Below are 17248 nucleotides of genomic sequence, written 5' to 3'. Positions count from 1 at the left end.
AAAATGCGTCGTTCCATTCGTTCGTTTCAGCTTACACCGTCCCATATTACTGTAGCTGTTGCTACCTTGTGTGCAGCACTATCCGCACCTGCAATCGGACAAAATCTCACCGTAGCAGCAGCACCAACTGCTGCTGCTGCATCCGATGCCAGTGTCAGCACGGTAGAAATTTCATCGGAAAAAACTCGTTCCAGTGTCACCATGAGCGGCAAAGAAATTCAGAAAGTGATACCCGGTGTAAATCCTTTGAAAGCCTTGGAAACCCTGCCTGGCGTGAGCTTCCAAACGGCCGACCCATGGGGAAATAATGAGCAAAATATTTCGCTGGTGGTACATGGCTTTAATGGTCAACAATTAGGTTACACCATGGATGGTGTGCCACTCGGTGATCAACAATACGGTAACTACAACGGCTTATCGCCACAGCGCGCCGTCACCAGCGAAAACGTACGCCGCGTAGTACTGTCAACCGGTGCGGCCGATCTCGGCACGGCCTCGACCAGTAACTTAGGCGGTGCGATAGAAACCTATTCCAGCGATCCGCAAAAGGAACGCAATATCAATGTCCAACAAACTGTCGGCAGTCACAATGCTTCACGCAGTTTCGTGCGTGTCGATACCGGTGAATTCGGCGAGGGTAACAGTGCCTATGTGTCAGTGCTGCATCACGAAGCCAAAGCCTGGGATTTCGATGGTCGCCAGAGCGATGATCAAGTCAATGCGAAGTTCATTCATCAAGGAAAATCCGGCAAGCTGACGGTGTATGCCGATTGGTCAGATAAGACTGAACCGAACGAAGACAGTATCCTGCATTCGCCGACCATCAGTTCGCCTTACACCCGACCGTTTCTGTACCCTGATTTTAATGCAGCCTTAAATTATCTGAGTACCGCCGGCGCGCCACCGGCTGCTGCCGGTTCCAATTTTCAGAATTACTACAGCGATGCGCAGCGTACTGATAAGCTCGCTTACCTCAAGTACGATGCCTATCTGAACGATAACATCACTTGGTCGAATCAATTCTATTACCACCATGATGATGGCGTCGGTGTGGTAGCTGGGCCGATCAATCAGGCTGGATTGCCGGCACTGTTCAGTGTCTATTTTCCGAATCAAAATCTGAAACAAGTGTTCGGTAATTCCGGTTATGCCACCCGCACCACGGAATACAATATCAACCGGAAAGGTCTCATTTCTACCCTGCACATCGACCTTGATGCGCACAGCATTGAAACCGGTATTTGGGCCGAACACAACCAATCCACCGCGTATCGTCGCTGGTATGCGCTCAATCTGGCTAATCCTTCCTCACCGTACACGCGCCCTGGTAATTTAGCCAGCCCGCTCATTACCCAATACGGCAGCAGTATCGATAATCAAGTACTACAATTTTATCTGCAAGATGAATGGAAAGTGCGTCCTGATTTAGCCCTGCAAGCCGGCTTCAAATCGAGTTTGCAATTTGCGAACGGGACTTTCCCGGTGCAAGAATTACCGGCTGCCATCGGCAGTGGTTCCACTGGCTTACCAGAGGGGCAGATCGACACCAAAAAATGGTTCCTGCCGCAAGTGGGTATGCGTTGGGATATCGATGCGCACGACCAGTTGTTTGCCAGCATTCAGCAAAATATGCGTCAGTTTGTTACCTATGGCGGCGGCGGTGCTTCGCCGTGGAGCTTAGCAACACAAGCGGCCTTCAACTTGTTCGCTGCCACGGCCAAACCGGAAACCTCGCTCACCTTCGAGTTGGGCTTACGTGACAAACGCCAGCTCAACTTAGGCCCGATCACGGCCTTTGAGGGGCAGATCGATCTGTATCATGTGGATTTCAGTAATCGTCTGTTGGCGGTTAGCTCCAACCCTATCATCACCTCTTTCGTCGGCGGCACCACCTTGTTGGCGAACGTTGGCACGGTCAAAACCAATGGCGTTGATCTGGCCGGCACCTTGCATTTTGGTCAGAATTTTTCCCTGTACGACGCCGTCTCTTATAATGATTCTAAGTACCAAGACAATTACACTTCCGGTTCCAGTCTGATTCTGACCGCTGACAAGAGCGTGCCAGGGGCACCGAAGTGGATGAATAAATTCGTCGCCTCGGCCAATATTGCTAACGTCGATGTCCAACTGACCGGCGATTTTGTCGGTCGTCGCTATGCCACGTACACCAACGATTTGTCGATCTCGAGTTATTTCTTGATGGGTTTGAACATTGCTGGCAAATTGCCATTGCCAAGCACTTTGATTAAAAATCCACGCTGGAATATCGCCGTGACGAATCTGGCAAACCGCCAAGGTAGCTTGGAACTGAACGGCAGCTACGCCGTCAGCGGCAGTTATGCCGTTTATCCGATTCCTCCACGTCAAGCTTTCTTGACCGTCAAGGCAGACTTCTGATGCGTATAGAATTGATCACGCAAGCAGGTTTTGCCCGCCGCACTCTGCTCAAAACGGCGGCGGCCGGCATGGTCTTGGGTAGCTTGCCGCGTTTCGCCATGGCGCAAGCCACGGTGCAACGCTTATCGCCACAAACCAAGCCCTTGCTGTTCGCTCACCGTGGTGCCAGTGCTTTGCGCCCTGAGCATACCTTGGCGTCTTACGCCAAAGCGATTGCCGATGGGGCCGACTATGTCGAACCGGATTTGGTGATGACAAAAGATGGCGTGCTCGTCGCGCGCCATGAAAACCATTTGTCGGATACCACGGATGTCAGTACTCGGCCGGAGTTTGCCAATCGCCGCCGCAAAAAAACCATAGACCGGGTTGAACATGATGGTTGGTTTGTCGACGACTTTACCTTGAGCGAATTGAAGACCTTGCGCGCCGTGGAACGCTTGTCGACGATACGTTTGGGTAACGTCGCTTACAACGGGCAATTTCAAATCCCCTCGTTTGAGGAAATCATCGACTTCGTTGCCGCAGAATCGGCCACGCGTGGGCGTGTCATCGGTATTGTGCCTGAATTGAAAAGCTCGACCTACTTTGCCAGCGTCGGCTTGCCGATGGAAGATACTTTCGTTGCCACCTTGATGGCGCACGAATATAGTCGGCGTGCACCGATCGAAATTCAATCGTTCGAAGTCGCCAACCTGAAATATCTGCGCAAGCAGCTCGGGCGGCCGGCTAACATACGATTGATGCAATTGGTAGTCAGCGAGGCTGTGCTGCCGAGTGATGTGGCTGCCGCCGGTGGTCACACCAGCTTCGCAGAAATGATCACGCCGGCCGGTATGCGTGAGGTGGCCAAGTATGCCGATGTTATCGCCCCGCCGACGCGTGCCATTATCCCGCTGGGCAAAGATGCACGTTTGTTGGCGCCGACCTCATTCGTCAGCGATGCGCATCAAGCCGGCTTGCTCGTACATATCTGGACTTTCCGTCCGGAAAATGTCTTTCTGGCAGCTGATTTCCGCCAGGGCAGTGACCTCAATGCCCGCAATGAGGCCGGCTCCATCGCCGAAATGAAGCGCTATATCGAAACCGGTATCGATGGTTTCTTCAGTGATGATTCGGCACTCGGACGGGCAGCCATCGACGCCTGAATGAGTTGAATTAAAAAATACTCCGCGATCTTACTGGTTGCGGAGTATTTTTTTGCGGCGAGCGGATATGTCGCGGTCTATCTTTTCAGGATCAGGCCGTAGATCAGCCTGATTAGGTGCTTTGCTCTAGCAGAATGCATTCCGGAAAAGGAACGATCGTGCTAAATTATGCCAAGTATTAAGGATTTCGATTTATAATCGGAAAGATTTACGTATACGTCAATTTGTCGCCACAGATCGCTCAAAAGAATTAAACTCGCTTTTCTGGCGTGTGGTCATTTTGCCGCTGCAAACCCTATTCGCATCATCTTTGTATTTCCTATCAGCTCATAAAGGAAGAAAATGAAAGTCCTGGTACCAGTCAAACGCGTCGTCGATTACAACGTGAAAGTCCGTGTGAAATCTGATGGCTCAGGCGTCGATATCGCCAATGTCAAAATGTCCATGAATCCTTTCGATGAAATCGCGGTTGAAGAAGCCACCCGACTCAGAGAATCGGGTGCCGTGACCGAAGTGATCGCGGTATCTTGCGGTGTTACGCAATGCCAGGAAACTTTGCGTACCGCTATGGCGATTGGTGCCGATCGTGCCATCTTGGTTGAGAGTGATGCTGAACTGCAACCATTGGCTGTGGCAAAATTGCTCAAGGCCTTGGCCGACAAAGAACAACCGCAATTGATTATCCTCGGTAAGCAAGCGATTGATGATGATTGCAACCAAACCGGCCAAATGTTGGCTGCTTTGCTGGGCTGGCCACAAGCGACTTTTGCCTCCAAAGTCGCGATCGTCGACGGCAAAGCCGTGGTGACGCGTGAAGTTGATGGTGGCTTGGAAACTTTGTCGTTGACTTTACCTGCCATCATCACCACGGATTTGCGCCTCAATGAGCCGCGCTATGTGACGCTGCCTAACATCATGAAAGCCAAGAAAAAAACGCTCGACAATGTCAAGCCGGCCGATCTGGGTGTCGATGTCAGCTCACGCGTGAAAACACTGAAAGTGACTGAACCGGCAAAACGCAGCGCCGGCATCATCGTGCCTGATGTCGCTAGCTTGGTTGCCAAATTGCGCAATGAAGCCAAGGTCATCGCCTGATATCGGTCCTTGCAGACCATTACTCTCAAGTTTTAAGGTGTACCCCGGTCGGGGCACAAGGAAAATATTATGACTACACTCGTCATCGCTGAACACGATAATGTCAGCCTCAAAGGCAGCACGCTCAACACCATTACTGCCGCTACCCAATGCGGCGGCGACGTCCATGTACTGGTAGCCGGTTTTCAAGCTGGCGGCGTGGCCACTGCTGTTGCCGGTATTGCCGGTGTGACTAAGGTGCTGCACGCCGATGCCGCCCATTTTGCCGATGGCTTGGCGGAAAACATCGCGGCCCAAGTTTTAGCCATTGCCGCTGCCTACAGCCATATTCTGGCACCGGCCACGGCCTACGGTAAAAATATTTTGCCGCGCGTGGCTGCCAAGCTCGATGTCTCGCAAATTTCTGAAATCACTAAAATCGATGCGCCCGATACCTTCGAGCGTCCTATTTATGCTGGTAATGCCATTGCCACCGTGCAATCGGCCGATGCCGTTAAGGTCATTACCGTGCGTACCACCGGTTTCGATGCCGCAGCAAGCGGTGGCAGCGCCGCAGTGGAAGTGCTTGGCGCCGTTGCCGATGCCGGCATCTCGGCCTTTATTTCGCGCGAAGTTGCTAAATCTGATCGTCCTGAGTTGACTGCAGCCAAAGTCATCGTTTCTGGTGGGCGTGGTATGGGTTCAGGTGATAACTTCAAACTGCTCGAACCGCTGGCCGATCGACTCGGTGCCGCCATGGGTGCCTCGCGCGCTGCCGTCGATGCCGGCTTTGTACCGAATGACTGGCAGGTTGGTCAAACCGGCAAGATTGTTGCTCCGCAACTTTACATCGCCGTCGGTATTTCCGGTGCAATCCAGCATTTGGCCGGTATGAAAGATTCGAAAACTATCGTGGCCATCAATAAAGATCCGGAAGCGCCGATTTTTGCCGTGGCCGATTACGGCATCGTCGGCGATTTGTTTGAGATCGTGCCAGCATTGATCGCTGAACTCGGCTGATCCTTGGTGCCGCTGCGGCGGCATCAACAGGGCAGACAGGTGCTTTGTCGCGTAACTGACAGTAAAATTTTTATTGTTATGACATATTGCCTGCCTGCCCTTTTTTTCATTTTTACGCCTATTTTATTCAGGAATATTCCATGACTTATCTTGCCCCTGTTAAAGACATGCTGTTTGTGATCAACGAGCTCGCTGATCTGGCTGTCGTCAATGCTTTGCCTGGTTGCGAAGATGCGACGGCAGAAACGGTACAAGCTGTGCTGCAAGAAAATGCCAAATTCGCCGCTGAAGTCGTGGCACCGCTCAATTGGACTGGCGATCAAGCGCCTAGTTATTGGCAGGATGGGAAGGTAGTCACCAGTAAGGGCTTCAAAGAGGCCTTCCAGCTGTTCGGTCAAGCCGGCTGGCAGGGTGTTCAGCATCCACAGGAATTCGGCGGTCAAGGCTTGCCTAAGCTGTTGGCTACACCATGCATAGAAATGCTCAATGCCGCCAGTATCTCGTTCGCCTTGTGTCCCTTGTTGACCGATGGCGCGATCGAAGCCTTGTTGACGGCTGGCAGTGATGAGCAGAAAGCCCTGTACTTGGAAAATCTGATTTCCGGCAAATGGACCGGCACCATGAACTTGACCGAGCCGCAAGCCGGTTCGGATCTGGCGATGGTGCGTTCGCGCGCCGTGCCGCAGGATGACGGCACTTTTAAAGTCTTTGGTACCAAAATTTACATCACCTACGGTGAGCACGATATGGCCGAAAATATCGTTCATCTGGTGCTGGCACGCACACCTGACGCACCGGAAGGAGTGAAAGGGATCTCGCTGTTCTTGGTGCCTAAGTTCCTCGTCAATGCCGATGGCAGCCTGGGTGCGCGCAACGATGCCCATTGCGTGTCGATCGAGCATAAGCTCGGCATCAAGGCCAGCCCGACTGCCGTGTTGCAATTCGGCGACCATGGTGGTGCCATCGGCAGCTTGATCGGCCAAGAAAATCGGGGCCTCGAATACATGTTCATCATGATGAATGCGGCCCGTTTTGGCGTCGGCATGCAGGGTATCGGGATTGCTGAGCGCGCGTATCAGAAAGCGGTTGGCTACGCCCGTGATCGCGTGCAATCGCGCGATCTGGCCGGTTCGGCTGCACCGGTGGCAATTATTCGTCACCCCGATGTGCGCCGCATGCTCATGAGTATGCGTGCCCAGACCGAAGGCGCGCGCGCACTGGCTTATGTGGCCGCGGCCACCAGCGATCTGGCGCATCACCATCCGGATGCGGCTGTACGTGCCAGCAATCAGGCTGTCTATGAATTCCTGGTGCCGGTAGTCAAGGGTTGGGCGACTGAAATGTCGCTCGATGTCACCTCGACTGGCGTGCAAGTGCATGGCGGCATGGGCTTCATCGAAGAAACTGGCGCGGCCCAGCATTATCGTGACGCCCGCATCCTGACGATTTACGAAGGGACGACGGCGATTCAAGCCAATGATTTGATCGGCCGTAAAACCGCGCGCGACGGCGGTGCCACGGCTAAAGCCCTGATTGCGCAGATCCGTGCCACCGCAGCACAGCTCACAGCCAGCGGCACGCCGGCGCTGGTGGCGATTGCTGTGCGCTTGGCGGCCGGTGCGACGGCGCTTGAGGCGGTGGTTGAATATGTGCTCGCCAATGTCAAGACCGATGTCAAAGGCGTGTTTGCCGGCAGTGTGGTGTATCTGAAGCTGGCTGGTATCGTGCTTGGCGGCTGGCAAATGGCGCGCGCCGCGCTGATCGCGCAGCAGAAATTGCAGGCAGGGGCGGGCGACGCGGCTTTCTATGAAGCGAAAATTGTTACGGCGCGTTTCTTTGCCGATCACATTTTATCGGCAGCGCCGGGTATGCAAAGCGCCATCGTCGATGGCAGCAGCGGTGTGCTGGGTCTCGCCGACGAGCAATTTTAAGTTGCGGCGGCGGTGCGCGCGCCGCCGTGTTTCAGCCGTAGGCGCCACCGGTATAGAGTAAGTCAAAGGCGCGGGCAATGGTGGCAATCAAGGCGGTGGCGCCGCAGGCCATGGCCAGCACCAGGATCAAGGCCAGTGGCCAAGATGAGTCGCTTTGCTGACCGGAGTCGCGGTTGTAGGTGTGATCCCATTTTTCATCCGGTATCAAGCCGAGTACCAGCGTCTCCAGCAGGGCAATGAGCAGCGATAAAATCAGTGGACTCCAGCTCAATAAGCCCGGTACGCCGAAGTAAAATGATGATAACAGTATCGACAAGGGCAGGCTGAGCAAATGCAGCCAGGCCCATTTGTCGGTTTTGCCATGTAAGTAAAAGCGATGCGCGCCGACACTGCCAGCCACGGCGGCCAAGAGGGTGGTGAGGGTTTTGTTTTTGTGTCGGACTGTCATTTTGCGTGGTATCCAAGTTGCGGTGCAGGCGCTGATTGTAGACCAAGTCGCAGAAGGGTGTAGAATGCACCACGGTAGCTTGCACATATCACCGATAGTCCTTGCTTGTTTTTGTTCAAGCGGGCTATAATCTACAGCTTTTTCCGCGTTTAGAACATTTTTTGGAAATATTATGGTCGTTATTCGTTTAGCTCGTGGTGGCGCAAAAAAGCGTCCTTTTTATAACATCGTTGCAACTGATTCCCGTAATCGTCGCGATGGTCGCTTTATCGAGCGTATCGGTTTTTACAATCCGGTTGCTACCGGCGGTGCAGAATCCGTACGTGTCGCAGCTGACCGTTTGGCTTACTGGCAAGGCGTAGGCGCACAATTGTCACCGGCAGTTGCTCGTCTGGTTGCTTTGTCGAGCAAAGCAGCAGCGTAATAGTTTGCTCGCGATGTCAGTTGGAACCCCTGTTCCTGATGATTTAGTTCTGGTTGGCTATATCTCGGGGGCATTTGGTATTCATGGGTGGGTAAAGATTCATCCTTACTCGCCGGATGCTGATGCCATGTTGTCCTCCAAAACTTGGTGGATAGATAAGCCGGACTGGCGCGACATCGATCGTATGGAAGCAAAACTCCATGGCGACGATGTGGTGGCCAGGCTGGTCGGTGTGGCAGACAGAAATGCAGCTGAAGCGCTCAAGGGCGCGGCAGTAAAAATTTCACGCAAACTTTTCCCAGCTTTATCCAAAGGTGAATTCTACTGGATGGATCTGGTCGGCTTGCAGGTAGTTAACCTGGAAGGCGAAAGCTTGGGTGTGGTCAGAGATTTGATGGATAACGGTGCGCATCCGATTTTACGGGTGGCGGCGGCCGAGATTGCTGATGCTGACTTACCTAAATATGAAAAATTGATACCCTTTGTCGATCATTTCGTCAAAGAAGTCGATCAAGTTGCAAAGAAAATACAGGTTGATTGGGGTGTTGATTATTAAAATAGCAAAATACTATGCCGTCGGAGTGCAGTTTCATGCAATTTGATGTCATTACGCTATTCCCCGAAATGTTCGCGGCGCTTACCCAATCTGGGGTGACGCGGCGCGCATTTGAGCAAGAAAAATGTCAGCTCAAGCTCTGGAACCCGCGCGATTTCACCACTGACCGTCATCGCACCGTCGATGACAGGCCGTATGGTGGCGGACCAGGAATGGTCATGATGGCCAAGCCTTTACAGGCAGCGATAGTGGCCGCGAAAGCGCGCCAAGCCGCTGTCGGCAAAGCGGTGCCGAAAGTGATTTATTTGTCGCCTCAGGGGCGACGCTTGAGTCATGGACACGTGATGGAGCTGGCCGATTTGTCTGGCATGGTCTTGTTATGTGGGCGCTATGAAGCTGTTGATCAGCGTTTGCTCGATTCCTGTGTCGATGAAGAAATCAGTCTTGGCGATTTTGTCTTGTCTGGTGGCGAATTACCGGCAATGGCCTTGATGGATGCGGTGATACGGCAGATTCCGGGCGTCTTGCACGACGATTTGTCGGCCGTGCAAGACAGTTTCGTGGATGTTTTGCTTGATTGTCCGCATTACACCAGACCGGAAGTCTTGGATGGGGTCGCGGTTCCTGCTGTGTTATTAGGCGGGAATCATGCTGAAATCGAAAAATGGCGGCGTCAGCGCGCACTCCTTGCGAGTGTGAACAAACGCCCGGATTTGATCGAGCTCGCCCGTGCAGCCGGTTTGCTCACCCGTGCAGATGAAAAATTTTTAAGCAGCTTATAAGCGGTGTTGAGACTGTTGATAAGTTTTGGTAATGTTTACATTTTCTTGCGGCCGTATCAGTCAAGAATGTAAGGCGCGTACCGCTTCGGTGCGCATGTTTAATCCCATCCTCTACCGGGCACAGTCAGACTTGTTCTGCAGCGTCGGCAAGATGGTTATCGGAGTGTCAAAATGGATCTGATCCAAAAATTAGAGCAAGAAGAAATTGCTCGCCTGGGTAAAAATATCCCAGTTTTCGCCCCTGGCGATACAGTCATAGTCAGCGTCAACGTTGTCGAAGGTACGCGCAAGCGCGCCCAGGCTTACGAAGGTGTTGTGATTTCCCGTCGTAACCGTGGTCTCAATTCGAACTTCATCGTTCGTAAGATTTCCTCAGGCGAAGGCGTAGAGCGTACATTCCAATTGTATTCTCCACTGATCGCTGGTATCGAAGTGAAACGTCGTGGTGACGTTCGTCGCGCCAAGTTGTACTACTTGCGTGAACGTTCGGGCAAATCTGCGCGTATCAAAGAAAAATTGCCAGCACGTAAAGTTGTGGCAGCAAAAGCAGTGTAATATCTGCTGGCGCGATATGAAAAAGGGATGCTTCGGCGTCCCTTTTTTTCATTTTGATCGAATTTTTTATCGGTGTCTCGTGAGTATATTGACTTTTAACCCAGAAATGCTGGCTATTGCATCGGTTGCCGGTGAAGCTGCGCTTGCGCCGCAGCGTTTGGCACCAGAGTGGCTGCAGCAGCGCTTCGCAGCGCCACCACTGTGGCTGCCTGAAGCAGTGGTCGAAGAGCGTGCGGCCGAGCGCGGCTTGCATCCGGCTTCGGTTCTGATTCCCTTGGTGTTGCGCACTGCGGGTCTGTCGGTTTTGCTCACTCAGCGTTCGGCCCATTTGAACCACCATGCCGGCCAAATCAGCTTTCCTGGTGGCCGTTTTGAAGAGCGTGACATCGATCCGGTTGAAACCGCGCTGCGCGAAACGGAAGAAGAAATCGGCTTGCATCGCCGTCATATCGAAGTCCTCGGTGCCTTGCCTTTACATCGCACCGGTACCGGCTATCAGGTCACCCCGGTGGTATCTTTGGTGCATCCGCCTTTCGATTTACAATCCGATCCGGCGGAGGTGGCGGCGGTATTTGAAGTGCCGCTGGCGTATTTGATGGATGGTCGCCACCATCAACGTCGCTTGTTTCACTTGCCCGATGGCGGTGGCGAGCGCTTGTTTTATGCCATGCCGTATCAGCAGCATTTTATTTGGGGTGCGACCGCCGCCATGTTGCGCAATTTGTTTCATTTTCTGCGCGCGTAAAACTGCATGCGCACAAAACCTGTGGCGCTGCACGGCTTAATCGGTGTTTCATTGATGCCAGTGAGGAACAAAGCTTCATAATCTGGGCAAATCGGTTTACACTTGCCGCATTAGCAAACTCTTAGACAACCGTCGTTTGCCGCGACTCCAGCCCAGCCATCATGACATTTATCTCCATCCTGTTTGCCCTCCTCATTGAGCAGCTCAAGCCTTTGCGCGCGGATAATCCGATTTACATGCAGATTCAAAATCTGGCCATGCGCATAGAAGGCTCGTTCAATGCCGGTAAGATTAAGCATGGACGTCTCGGTTGGTGGATCATGGTGGCCTTGCTGATGGTACCGACGGCATTGATACACTGGCTGTGCCTGCGTCTGAGCCCGTTTGCCGCCTTTGCCTGGAATGTCATCATCGTGTATTTGACGCTGGGCTTTCGCCGTTACAGCCATTATTTCACTTCGATACAACTGGCCCTTAGTTCCGGCGATGAAGACGCCGCGCGCCGTTACCTGGCCGAGTGGACCCACAGCGACACGAGCGAGCTCAGCGTGACAGAAATTTCGCGTCTGGCCATTGAGCGCGCACTCATCGCCACGCACCGTAATGTGTTCGGTGTGTTTTTTTGGTTTCTCATGCCGGTTGGTCCGGCCTGCGCGGTCATGTACCGTATCGCCGAATACCTGGCGCGTGCTTGGACGGAACCCGAGCACATGAAAAATGAAGAATTTGGCATATATGCAACAAAAGTATTTTATTGGATAGACTGGGTGCCAGCACGCTTGACGGCCGCCGCCTTTGCCGTGGTCGGCAATTTTGAAGATGCCGTGTACTCTTGGCGCAATTATGCCGAGCGCTGGCACGATGAGCTTGTCGGTATCATCTTATCTGCCGGTGGCGGTGCGCTGGGCGTGCGCCTTGGCGAGCCGGAAGAAAAAGCCTTGTTACTGCAAGCCGATGCCAGTGCTGTCGACATGGATAGCCTGGAACTGGAAAGCCAACCCGGTGCCGAAGCCTCACCACGCGCCCTGCAAAGCGCGGTTGGGCTGGTTTGGCGGGCCTTGTTGTTGTGGATGCTGTTGCTGCTGTTATTGTCGTTTGCGGTCTGGATCTGAGCGTTCGTGGCCTGAGGAAGCGCGGATTAAATCCGGGCTTCTTTAATGCGCCAGCTTGAGCATGAGGCCGGTAATCAGTGCGCTCTGGACTATACCTGCCGAAACGATCCAGCGAATATTGTCGGATTGAGTTTTAGCTATTTTTCTCAGTAGTACGTGCTCAAGTCTGGCAATGTCAGACTTCGTCTCTTGCCGAAATGCAGCGAACTCGGCTTGCATCTCTTGGCGAAATGCATCCATATCGGACCGCATTTTTTGCTGAAATGCAGCCATTTCAGCTTGAATCTCCCGGCGGAATACTTCCATTTCGGAATGTATTTTTTGCTGAAACGCAGCCATTTCGGCCCGCATTTCTTGACGAAACGCATCCATGTCAGCCCGCATTTCTTGACGAAACGCATCCATGTCAGCCCGTATCTGGTGACGAAAGATTGTCATATCTGATTTCATTTCTTGCTGGGAAGCTTCCATGTTGATGCCAATTTCGGTGCGCAGCGCAGTAATGCTGCAATCCATTTTGACCAGCTTTTCATTGATATCTTGTTTATCGGAAATATGTTCGCGTAGACCAGCTTGCTCAGCTTGCATGATTTCTGCCAACAGACTACTCTGTGCTTTTGCTTGCTGTGGAGGCACGCCGGCGGCTTCGAGTTGTTCAGTCATGCGCAGGGTATTGAAGGGGATGGCATTCATTATTGGACTCCTCATGCACGTTCATATCTTTTAATTATCCACTTGTCTGCTTTATGAGCAAGCGGCTTTTTCGCAATAACGTGCTGCCATCAGCGCCTGAGGCCGCGACATTGAGGGCTTTACTCACAGCGAAAATCCTCTATATTAGCTGGACTATGTGGATATATCTGATACGAAGATTTCGAACTCAGTCTTCTATAAGATATAATACCCATGTATTCTGAAATGACGTGTCACATGATGATATGGCGTTCTTTCCAATGTAGCATCACTACTAGCCGAGCACATGGCCGATTCCCAAAAAACGCACTTGCCACCAGTCCGTGAGTTTTTCATCCAAGGTATCACCAGCGATGGAAAGCCATTTCGCCCCAGCGATTGGGCGGAGCGTCTGTGCGGCGCCATGTCCTGTTTCAGTCCTGATGGCGGGCGTCACTCACACCTGCAATATTCCCCGTATGTGCGACCGATACTGTTGAATGGCATACGTTCGGTGGTAGTTAACGAGGCGATACGTGAAATTGAGCCATTGGCTTATCATTTTGTCCTCAGTTTTGCCAAAGATAATGATTTGCAAATCATCGATGCCTGTCTGCTGCCCGAGCCGCCGCCGGCCAAAGCATAGCAACACTCTGCCGGTATCAGGCAAATGCTTGCATGATCTGCTCCCTGAGCCAGAGATTGGCTGGGTCGAGCGTCACATTTTGGTGCCAGTACAAATACACATCCCAAGAGGGCATGCTCAACGGCAGCGGTAAAATCTGATTGCCGAATTGTTCATTCGCTATTCTGGCATAGGCTTCAGGCATCGTCAGCAGCAATTCAGTCTGGCTGACCACGCGACAAGCGGCAAAATAGTGTTGGCAGCGCAAGCGTATACGCCTTTGCAAGCCTAGCCGGCTCAATTCAAAATCTTCCAAGCCCATCCCTTTCCGGCGCGAACTGGCGAGAATGTGCTCGGCGTCCAAATATTGTTCGAGGCTGAGTGTGCCGCTGATCAGCGGATGGCCGGCGCGCGCCAAAACCACGGTCGTGTCACGTGAGATTTGCTGGCGTCGTATTTGATTTGGCAAGGGCAGCAGCATGTCGATGGCGACATCGAGCGTGCCGGCCGCCAATTCATTGACAAGTTCGCGCCGTTCCACCTGAATCGCTGCCAGATTGATACCGGGGGCGGTACGCGTGACTTGCGCCAACAATGGCGGCAGCACTGTTGCTTCCAGTACATCGCGCAATGCCAAATGAAATTGCTTGTTTTCCAATGCGGGGTTGAATTTTCCGCTATCGGTCAGGGTCATCTCCAAGCCGCGCAGCGCTTGCCGCACCGGTTCGATGATGCTGCGCGCCAGTGGCGTTGAGACCATGATTTGTCCTTGGCGCACAAACAAGGGGTCGTCGAACAGTGTGCGTAAGCGTTTGAGAGCGTGACTGATGGCCGGTTGCGTCAAATTCAATTGTATGCTCGCACGCGTGACCGTACCTTCGTTGTAAATCGCCTCAAAGACGATGAATAAATTCAAATCGACGCGTGATATATGCATGAGATTAATAATGTTTGATAATAACTATTCATTTGATCAATTATAGACGCGGCCGTAGACTGAGGACTCAGTAATTTCATTTGAGTGGAGCGGGAATGGCACAGATTTACCTCGTGCGTCATGGACAGGCTTCCTTTGGCAGCCAAAATTACGATCAATTGTCACCATTAGGCTTACAACAAGCGCAGCACCTCGGACGCTGGTGGGCTGCTCGGGCACTGGTGCCGGATCGCGTGATCTGCGGTGCCATGATGCGGCACCAACAAACTGCCGCGGCTTGCATGGCAGAACTTGGTGCTGGCGATCAAGGTCGCTGGCAAGCTGCCGATGCCGGTTTTAACGAATACAATCACCACGAGGTGCTGGCGCGACATATGCCAGCCTTCGACGATCCGGCTGCAGTCAAGCATTTTCTGCTCAATACCGTCAATGGCAAGCAGGAATTTCAAGCGATCTTTGCTGCCGCGATCACGCGTTGGATGTCCGGTTTGCATGCCGCCGACTACAGTGAAACGTGGCCAGCGTTCAGCCAGCGCTGTATCGCTGCCTTAACGCGTCAGTTGGCGCTTGCTGACGATGCCAAACATATCGCTATCTTTACTTCCGGCGGCACGATCTCTGCCTTGTGCCAGCATGTATTGGGTTTTCCCGACGCTAAATTTTCCGAACTCAACTGGTCGCTGGTCAATAGTGGCGTGACGCGTTTGCATGTACAACCGGGACGACTGGGTTTGGCCGGCTTGAATAATTTTTCTCATCTTGAAGTCTTGAATGATTCACGCAACATTACTTATGTATAGGACAGCATGATGAACGACAGTTTTGATTTGACTGGAAAAATCGCCCTCGTGACCGGTGCCAGTCGCGGTATCGGTGCGGCGGCGGCGCGTACTTTGGCCGCGCAGGGCGCCTATGTGATCGTCTCCAGCCGCAAGCAGGAAGCGTGTGCGGCGGTGGTGGCTGAAATCGTCGCCGCCGGCGGCCGCGCCGAGGCACGCGCTTGTCATATCGGCGAGTTGGCACAGATCGACGCCTTGTTTGCCGGCATCACGGCCACGCATGGTCGGCTCGATATCTTGGTCAATAATGCCGCGACCAATCCGCATTTCGGTCATATCACCGATACCGATGTCGGTGCGTTTCAAAAGACGGTCGACGTCAACATCCGCGGTTATTTTTTCATGTCCACGGCCGGCGTCAAGTTGATGGCCCTGCATGGTGGTGGCAGCATCATCAATGTCGCCTCAGTCAATGGCGTCGTGCCCGGCGCGATGCAAGGGATTTATTCAATTACCAAAGCGGCCGTGATTGCCATGACCAAATCGTTCGCGCTCGAATGCGCGGCGCTTGGCGTGCGCGTCAATGCGCTGTTGCCGGGTGCGACTGATACCAAGTTTGCTTCGGCTTTGTTTCATAATCCGGAGATTTTGGAGCGGGCCTTGCGGCGCATTCCTTTGCAGCGTATCGCCGAGCCGGAAGAAATGGCTGGCACCATTTTGTATCTGGCCTCGCCAGCCTCAAGTTATACCACCGGCGCTTGCATCAATGTCGACGGCGGCTATCTCGTCAGCTAAGTTTCACCATTCAAGGAGCATTTCATGGACTTTCAATACAGCGATAAAGTGCAGCAATTGCAACACAGTTTGAGCGCTTTCATGGCCGAACATATTTATCCTAACGAAGCCGTTTTCTATGCAGAAATCGCGGCCAATCGCCAAGCCGGTAACCCGTGGATACCGACCCGTATCGTCGAACAACTGAAGCGCCGCGCACGTGACGCCGGCTTGTGGAACTTGTTCTTGCCGCAATCCGATCATGGTGCCGGTTTGACGAATCTGGAATACGCGCCGCTGTGCGAAATCATGGGGCGCTCCTTGTGGTCGGCCGAAGTGTTCAATTGTTCGGCGCCGGATACCGGCAATATGGAAGTATTGGCTCGTTACGGCAGCGCGGCCCAGCAGCAGCAATGGTTGGCCCCCTTGTTGCGTGGCGAAATACGCTCGTGTTTTGCGATGACCGAACCGGCCGTTGCGTCTTCCGATGCCACCAACATCGAAGCCTCAATACGTCGCGATGGCGATGAGTATGTGGTCAACGGTCGCAAGTGGTGGTCGTCCGGTGCCAATGACCCGCGCTGCCAATTGTTTATTTTCATGGGTAAGAGCGATCCTGATAATGTCAATCGCCATGCTCAGCAATCGATGATTATCGTGCCGCGCGATACGCCTGGCGTGACGATACTGCGGGCCTTGCCGGTGTTCGGCTACGACGATGCGCCGCATGGTCATGGTGAAGTCTTGTTCGATAACGTAAGAGTACCGCTGAGTAATATATTGCTGGGGGAAGGGCGCGGCTTTGAAATTGCCCAAGGTCGTCTCGGTCCGGGCCGGATTCACCATTGCATGCGCTTGATCGGTTTGGCTGAACGCGCGCTCGAAGACATGTGCAAGCGCTCGCTGACCCGGGTCGCCTTCGGTAAGCGCGTGGCCGAACAAGGGGTAACGCTGGAGCGCATTGCCAATGCCCGCATTTTGATCGATCAGGCGCGCTTCCTGGTATTGAATGCGGCGCAAATGATGGATACGGTCGGCAACAAGGCGGCGGCCAAGGAGATCGCTATGATCAAAGTGGCAGCACCGAATATGGCTTGCCAAGTGATCGACTGGGCCATTCAGGTGCATGGTGGTGGCGGTGTGTCGGATGATTTCGGTCTCGCCTATGCCTACGCCCAAGCCCGTACCCTGCGTCTGGCCGATGGTCCTGATGAAGTGCATCGCAATCAGATCGGTAAGATGGAGTTAAAAAAATACGCGACGGCGAAGTAA

Annotated in this window: 18 protein-coding genes; 15 read left to right on the top strand and 3 right to left on the bottom strand. The window is 53.2% G+C overall.

What is annotated here, in order from left to right:
* Positions 1 to 3 precede the first annotated feature (3 nt).
* The 5 genes from QN359_RS00885 to QN359_RS00865 all read left to right on the top strand — a co-directional run bounded on the left by QN359_RS00885 (position 4) and on the right by QN359_RS00865 (position 7567).
* Positions 4 to 2397, top strand: a complete 2394-nt coding sequence (locus QN359_RS00885) for a TonB-dependent receptor (RefSeq protein WP_322249378.1) — start codon at positions 4 to 6, stop codon at positions 2395 to 2397.
* On the top strand, positions 2397 to 3542 hold the full coding sequence (locus tag QN359_RS00880) for a glycerophosphodiester phosphodiesterase (RefSeq protein WP_322249377.1): 1146 nt from the start codon (positions 2397 to 2399) through the stop codon (positions 3540 to 3542). The genes QN359_RS00885 and QN359_RS00880 overlap by 1 nt, the downstream gene beginning before the upstream one ends.
* Before the next feature lie 342 nt (positions 3543 to 3884).
* The gene (locus QN359_RS00875; protein ID WP_322249376.1) at positions 3885 to 4637 is read left to right on the top strand and encodes an electron transfer flavoprotein subunit beta/FixA family protein; all 753 of its coding nucleotides are present in this window, start codon (positions 3885 to 3887) and stop codon (positions 4635 to 4637) included.
* A gap of 69 nt (positions 4638 to 4706) precedes the next feature.
* Positions 4707 to 5636 carry an electron transfer flavoprotein subunit alpha/FixB family protein gene (locus QN359_RS00870; RefSeq protein ID WP_322249375.1) on the top strand — a complete coding sequence of 310 codons (930 nt, stop codon included), beginning with the start codon at positions 4707 to 4709 and terminating at the stop codon, positions 5634 to 5636.
* A 140-nt stretch (positions 5637 to 5776) separates the two neighbouring features.
* Positions 5777 to 7567, top strand: a complete 1791-nt coding sequence (locus QN359_RS00865) for an acyl-CoA dehydrogenase (protein ID WP_322249374.1) — start codon at positions 5777 to 5779, stop codon at positions 7565 to 7567.
* Positions 7568 to 7598: 31 nt separating this feature from the next.
* Here the strand turns inward: QN359_RS00865 and QN359_RS00860 are convergent, their stop codons facing one another.
* The gene (locus QN359_RS00860; RefSeq protein ID WP_322249373.1) at positions 7599 to 8015 is read right to left on the bottom strand and encodes an NINE protein; all 417 of its coding nucleotides are present in this window, start codon (positions 8013 to 8015) and stop codon (positions 7599 to 7601) included.
* A gap of 172 nt (positions 8016 to 8187) precedes the next feature.
* Here QN359_RS00860 and rpsP point away from each other — a divergent pair, with 172 nt between their 5' ends.
* From rpsP to QN359_RS00830, 6 genes are all read left to right on the top strand, one after another.
* Positions 8188 to 8439 (top strand): 30S ribosomal protein S16, encoded by a 252-nt coding sequence (gene rpsP, locus QN359_RS00855; RefSeq protein ID WP_322249372.1) that lies wholly within the window; start codon positions 8188 to 8190, stop codon positions 8437 to 8439.
* A 13-nt stretch (positions 8440 to 8452) separates the two neighbouring features.
* Positions 8453 to 8995, top strand: a complete 543-nt coding sequence (gene rimM / locus QN359_RS00850) for a ribosome maturation factor RimM (RefSeq protein WP_322249371.1) — start codon at positions 8453 to 8455, stop codon at positions 8993 to 8995.
* Between the two features lie 35 nt (positions 8996 to 9030).
* On the top strand, positions 9031 to 9777 hold the full coding sequence (trmD, locus tag QN359_RS00845) for a tRNA (guanosine(37)-N1)-methyltransferase TrmD (RefSeq protein WP_322249370.1): 747 nt from the start codon (positions 9031 to 9033) through the stop codon (positions 9775 to 9777).
* A gap of 171 nt (positions 9778 to 9948) precedes the next feature.
* Positions 9949 to 10332, top strand: a complete 384-nt coding sequence (gene rplS / locus QN359_RS00840) for a 50S ribosomal protein L19 (RefSeq protein ID WP_322249369.1) — start codon at positions 9949 to 9951, stop codon at positions 10330 to 10332.
* 79 nt (positions 10333 to 10411) lie between these two features.
* Positions 10412 to 11077 carry a CoA pyrophosphatase gene (locus QN359_RS00835; protein ID WP_322249368.1) on the top strand — a complete coding sequence of 222 codons (666 nt, stop codon included), beginning with the start codon at positions 10412 to 10414 and terminating at the stop codon, positions 11075 to 11077.
* Between the two features lie 161 nt (positions 11078 to 11238).
* Positions 11239 to 12189: a CobD/CbiB family protein gene (locus tag QN359_RS00830; RefSeq protein WP_322249367.1), complete on the top strand. Its 951-nt coding sequence runs from the start codon at positions 11239 to 11241 to the stop codon at positions 12187 to 12189.
* Positions 12190 to 12231: 42 nt separating this feature from the next.
* Here the strand turns inward: QN359_RS00830 and QN359_RS00825 are convergent, their stop codons facing one another.
* Positions 12232 to 12882 (bottom strand): coiled-coil domain-containing protein, encoded by a 651-nt coding sequence (locus QN359_RS00825; RefSeq protein ID WP_322249366.1) that lies wholly within the window; start codon positions 12880 to 12882, stop codon positions 12232 to 12234.
* 286 nt (positions 12883 to 13168) lie between these two features.
* Here QN359_RS00825 and QN359_RS00820 point away from each other — a divergent pair, with 286 nt between their 5' ends.
* Positions 13169 to 13507 (top strand): DUF3579 domain-containing protein, encoded by a 339-nt coding sequence (locus QN359_RS00820; protein WP_322249365.1) that lies wholly within the window; start codon positions 13169 to 13171, stop codon positions 13505 to 13507.
* Positions 13508 to 13523: 16 nt separating this feature from the next.
* Here the strand turns inward: QN359_RS00820 and QN359_RS00815 are convergent, their stop codons facing one another.
* On the bottom strand, positions 13524 to 14423 hold the full coding sequence (locus QN359_RS00815) for a LysR family transcriptional regulator (protein WP_322249364.1): 900 nt from the start codon (positions 14421 to 14423) through the stop codon (positions 13524 to 13526).
* 95 nt (positions 14424 to 14518) lie between these two features.
* Between QN359_RS00815 and QN359_RS00810 the strand changes: the two genes are divergently transcribed.
* From QN359_RS00810 to QN359_RS00800, 3 genes are read left to right on the top strand one after another with little or no spacing between them, the layout of a single operon-like run.
* Complete coding sequence (locus tag QN359_RS00810) at positions 14519 to 15223, top strand: histidine phosphatase family protein (protein ID WP_322249363.1); 705 nt, start codon at positions 14519 to 14521, stop codon at positions 15221 to 15223.
* A 6-nt stretch (positions 15224 to 15229) separates the two neighbouring features.
* Positions 15230 to 15997: an SDR family oxidoreductase gene (locus QN359_RS00805; protein ID WP_322249362.1), complete on the top strand. Its 768-nt coding sequence runs from the start codon at positions 15230 to 15232 to the stop codon at positions 15995 to 15997.
* 24 nt (positions 15998 to 16021) lie between these two features.
* Positions 16022 to 17248, top strand: a complete 1227-nt coding sequence (locus QN359_RS00800) for an acyl-CoA dehydrogenase family protein (RefSeq protein ID WP_322249361.1) — start codon at positions 16022 to 16024, stop codon at positions 17246 to 17248.

Origin of the sequence: Undibacterium sp. 5I2 (assembly GCF_035019605.1) — a bacterium.
Classification (GTDB): Bacteria; Pseudomonadota; Gammaproteobacteria; order Burkholderiales; family Burkholderiaceae_D; genus Undibacterium.
The sequence above is the reverse complement of the archived record's forward strand: the minus strand, read 5'-3'. Positions and strand labels throughout refer to the sequence as shown.

Excerpts from the sequence above, each read along its gene's own strand:
- QN359_RS00885 (WP_322249378.1), top strand. The coding sequence starts at position 4 with ATGCGTCGTTCCATTCGTTCGTTTCAGCTTACACCGTCCCATATTACT.
- QN359_RS00880 (WP_322249377.1), top strand. The coding sequence starts at position 2,397 with ATGCGTATAGAATTGATCACGCAAGCAGGTTTTGCCCGCCGCACTCTG.
- QN359_RS00875 (WP_322249376.1), top strand. The coding sequence starts at position 3,885 with ATGAAAGTCCTGGTACCAGTCAAACGCGTCGTCGATTACAACGTGAAA.
- QN359_RS00870 (WP_322249375.1), top strand. The coding sequence starts at position 4,707 with ATGACTACACTCGTCATCGCTGAACACGATAATGTCAGCCTCAAAGGC.
- QN359_RS00865 (WP_322249374.1), top strand. The coding sequence starts at position 5,777 with ATGACTTATCTTGCCCCTGTTAAAGACATGCTGTTTGTGATCAACGAG.
- QN359_RS00860 (WP_322249373.1), bottom strand. The coding sequence starts at position 8,015 with ATGACAGTCCGACACAAAAACAAAACCCTCACCACCCTCTTGGCCGCC.
- rpsP (WP_322249372.1), top strand. The coding sequence starts at position 8,188 with ATGGTCGTTATTCGTTTAGCTCGTGGTGGCGCAAAAAAGCGTCCTTTT.
- rimM (WP_322249371.1), top strand. The coding sequence starts at position 8,453 with ATGTCAGTTGGAACCCCTGTTCCTGATGATTTAGTTCTGGTTGGCTAT.
- trmD (WP_322249370.1), top strand. The coding sequence starts at position 9,031 with ATGCAATTTGATGTCATTACGCTATTCCCCGAAATGTTCGCGGCGCTT.
- rplS (WP_322249369.1), top strand. The coding sequence starts at position 9,949 with ATGGATCTGATCCAAAAATTAGAGCAAGAAGAAATTGCTCGCCTGGGT.
- QN359_RS00830 (WP_322249367.1), top strand. The coding sequence starts at position 11,239 with ATGACATTTATCTCCATCCTGTTTGCCCTCCTCATTGAGCAGCTCAAG.
- QN359_RS00825 (WP_322249366.1), bottom strand. The coding sequence starts at position 12,882 with ATGAATGCCATCCCCTTCAATACCCTGCGCATGACTGAACAACTCGAA.
- QN359_RS00820 (WP_322249365.1), top strand. The coding sequence starts at position 13,169 with ATGGCCGATTCCCAAAAAACGCACTTGCCACCAGTCCGTGAGTTTTTC.
- QN359_RS00815 (WP_322249364.1), bottom strand. The coding sequence starts at position 14,423 with ATGCATATATCACGCGTCGATTTGAATTTATTCATCGTCTTTGAGGCG.
- QN359_RS00810 (WP_322249363.1), top strand. The coding sequence starts at position 14,519 with ATGGCACAGATTTACCTCGTGCGTCATGGACAGGCTTCCTTTGGCAGC.
- QN359_RS00805 (WP_322249362.1), top strand. The coding sequence starts at position 15,230 with ATGATGAACGACAGTTTTGATTTGACTGGAAAAATCGCCCTCGTGACC.
- QN359_RS00800 (WP_322249361.1), top strand. The coding sequence starts at position 16,022 with ATGGACTTTCAATACAGCGATAAAGTGCAGCAATTGCAACACAGTTTG.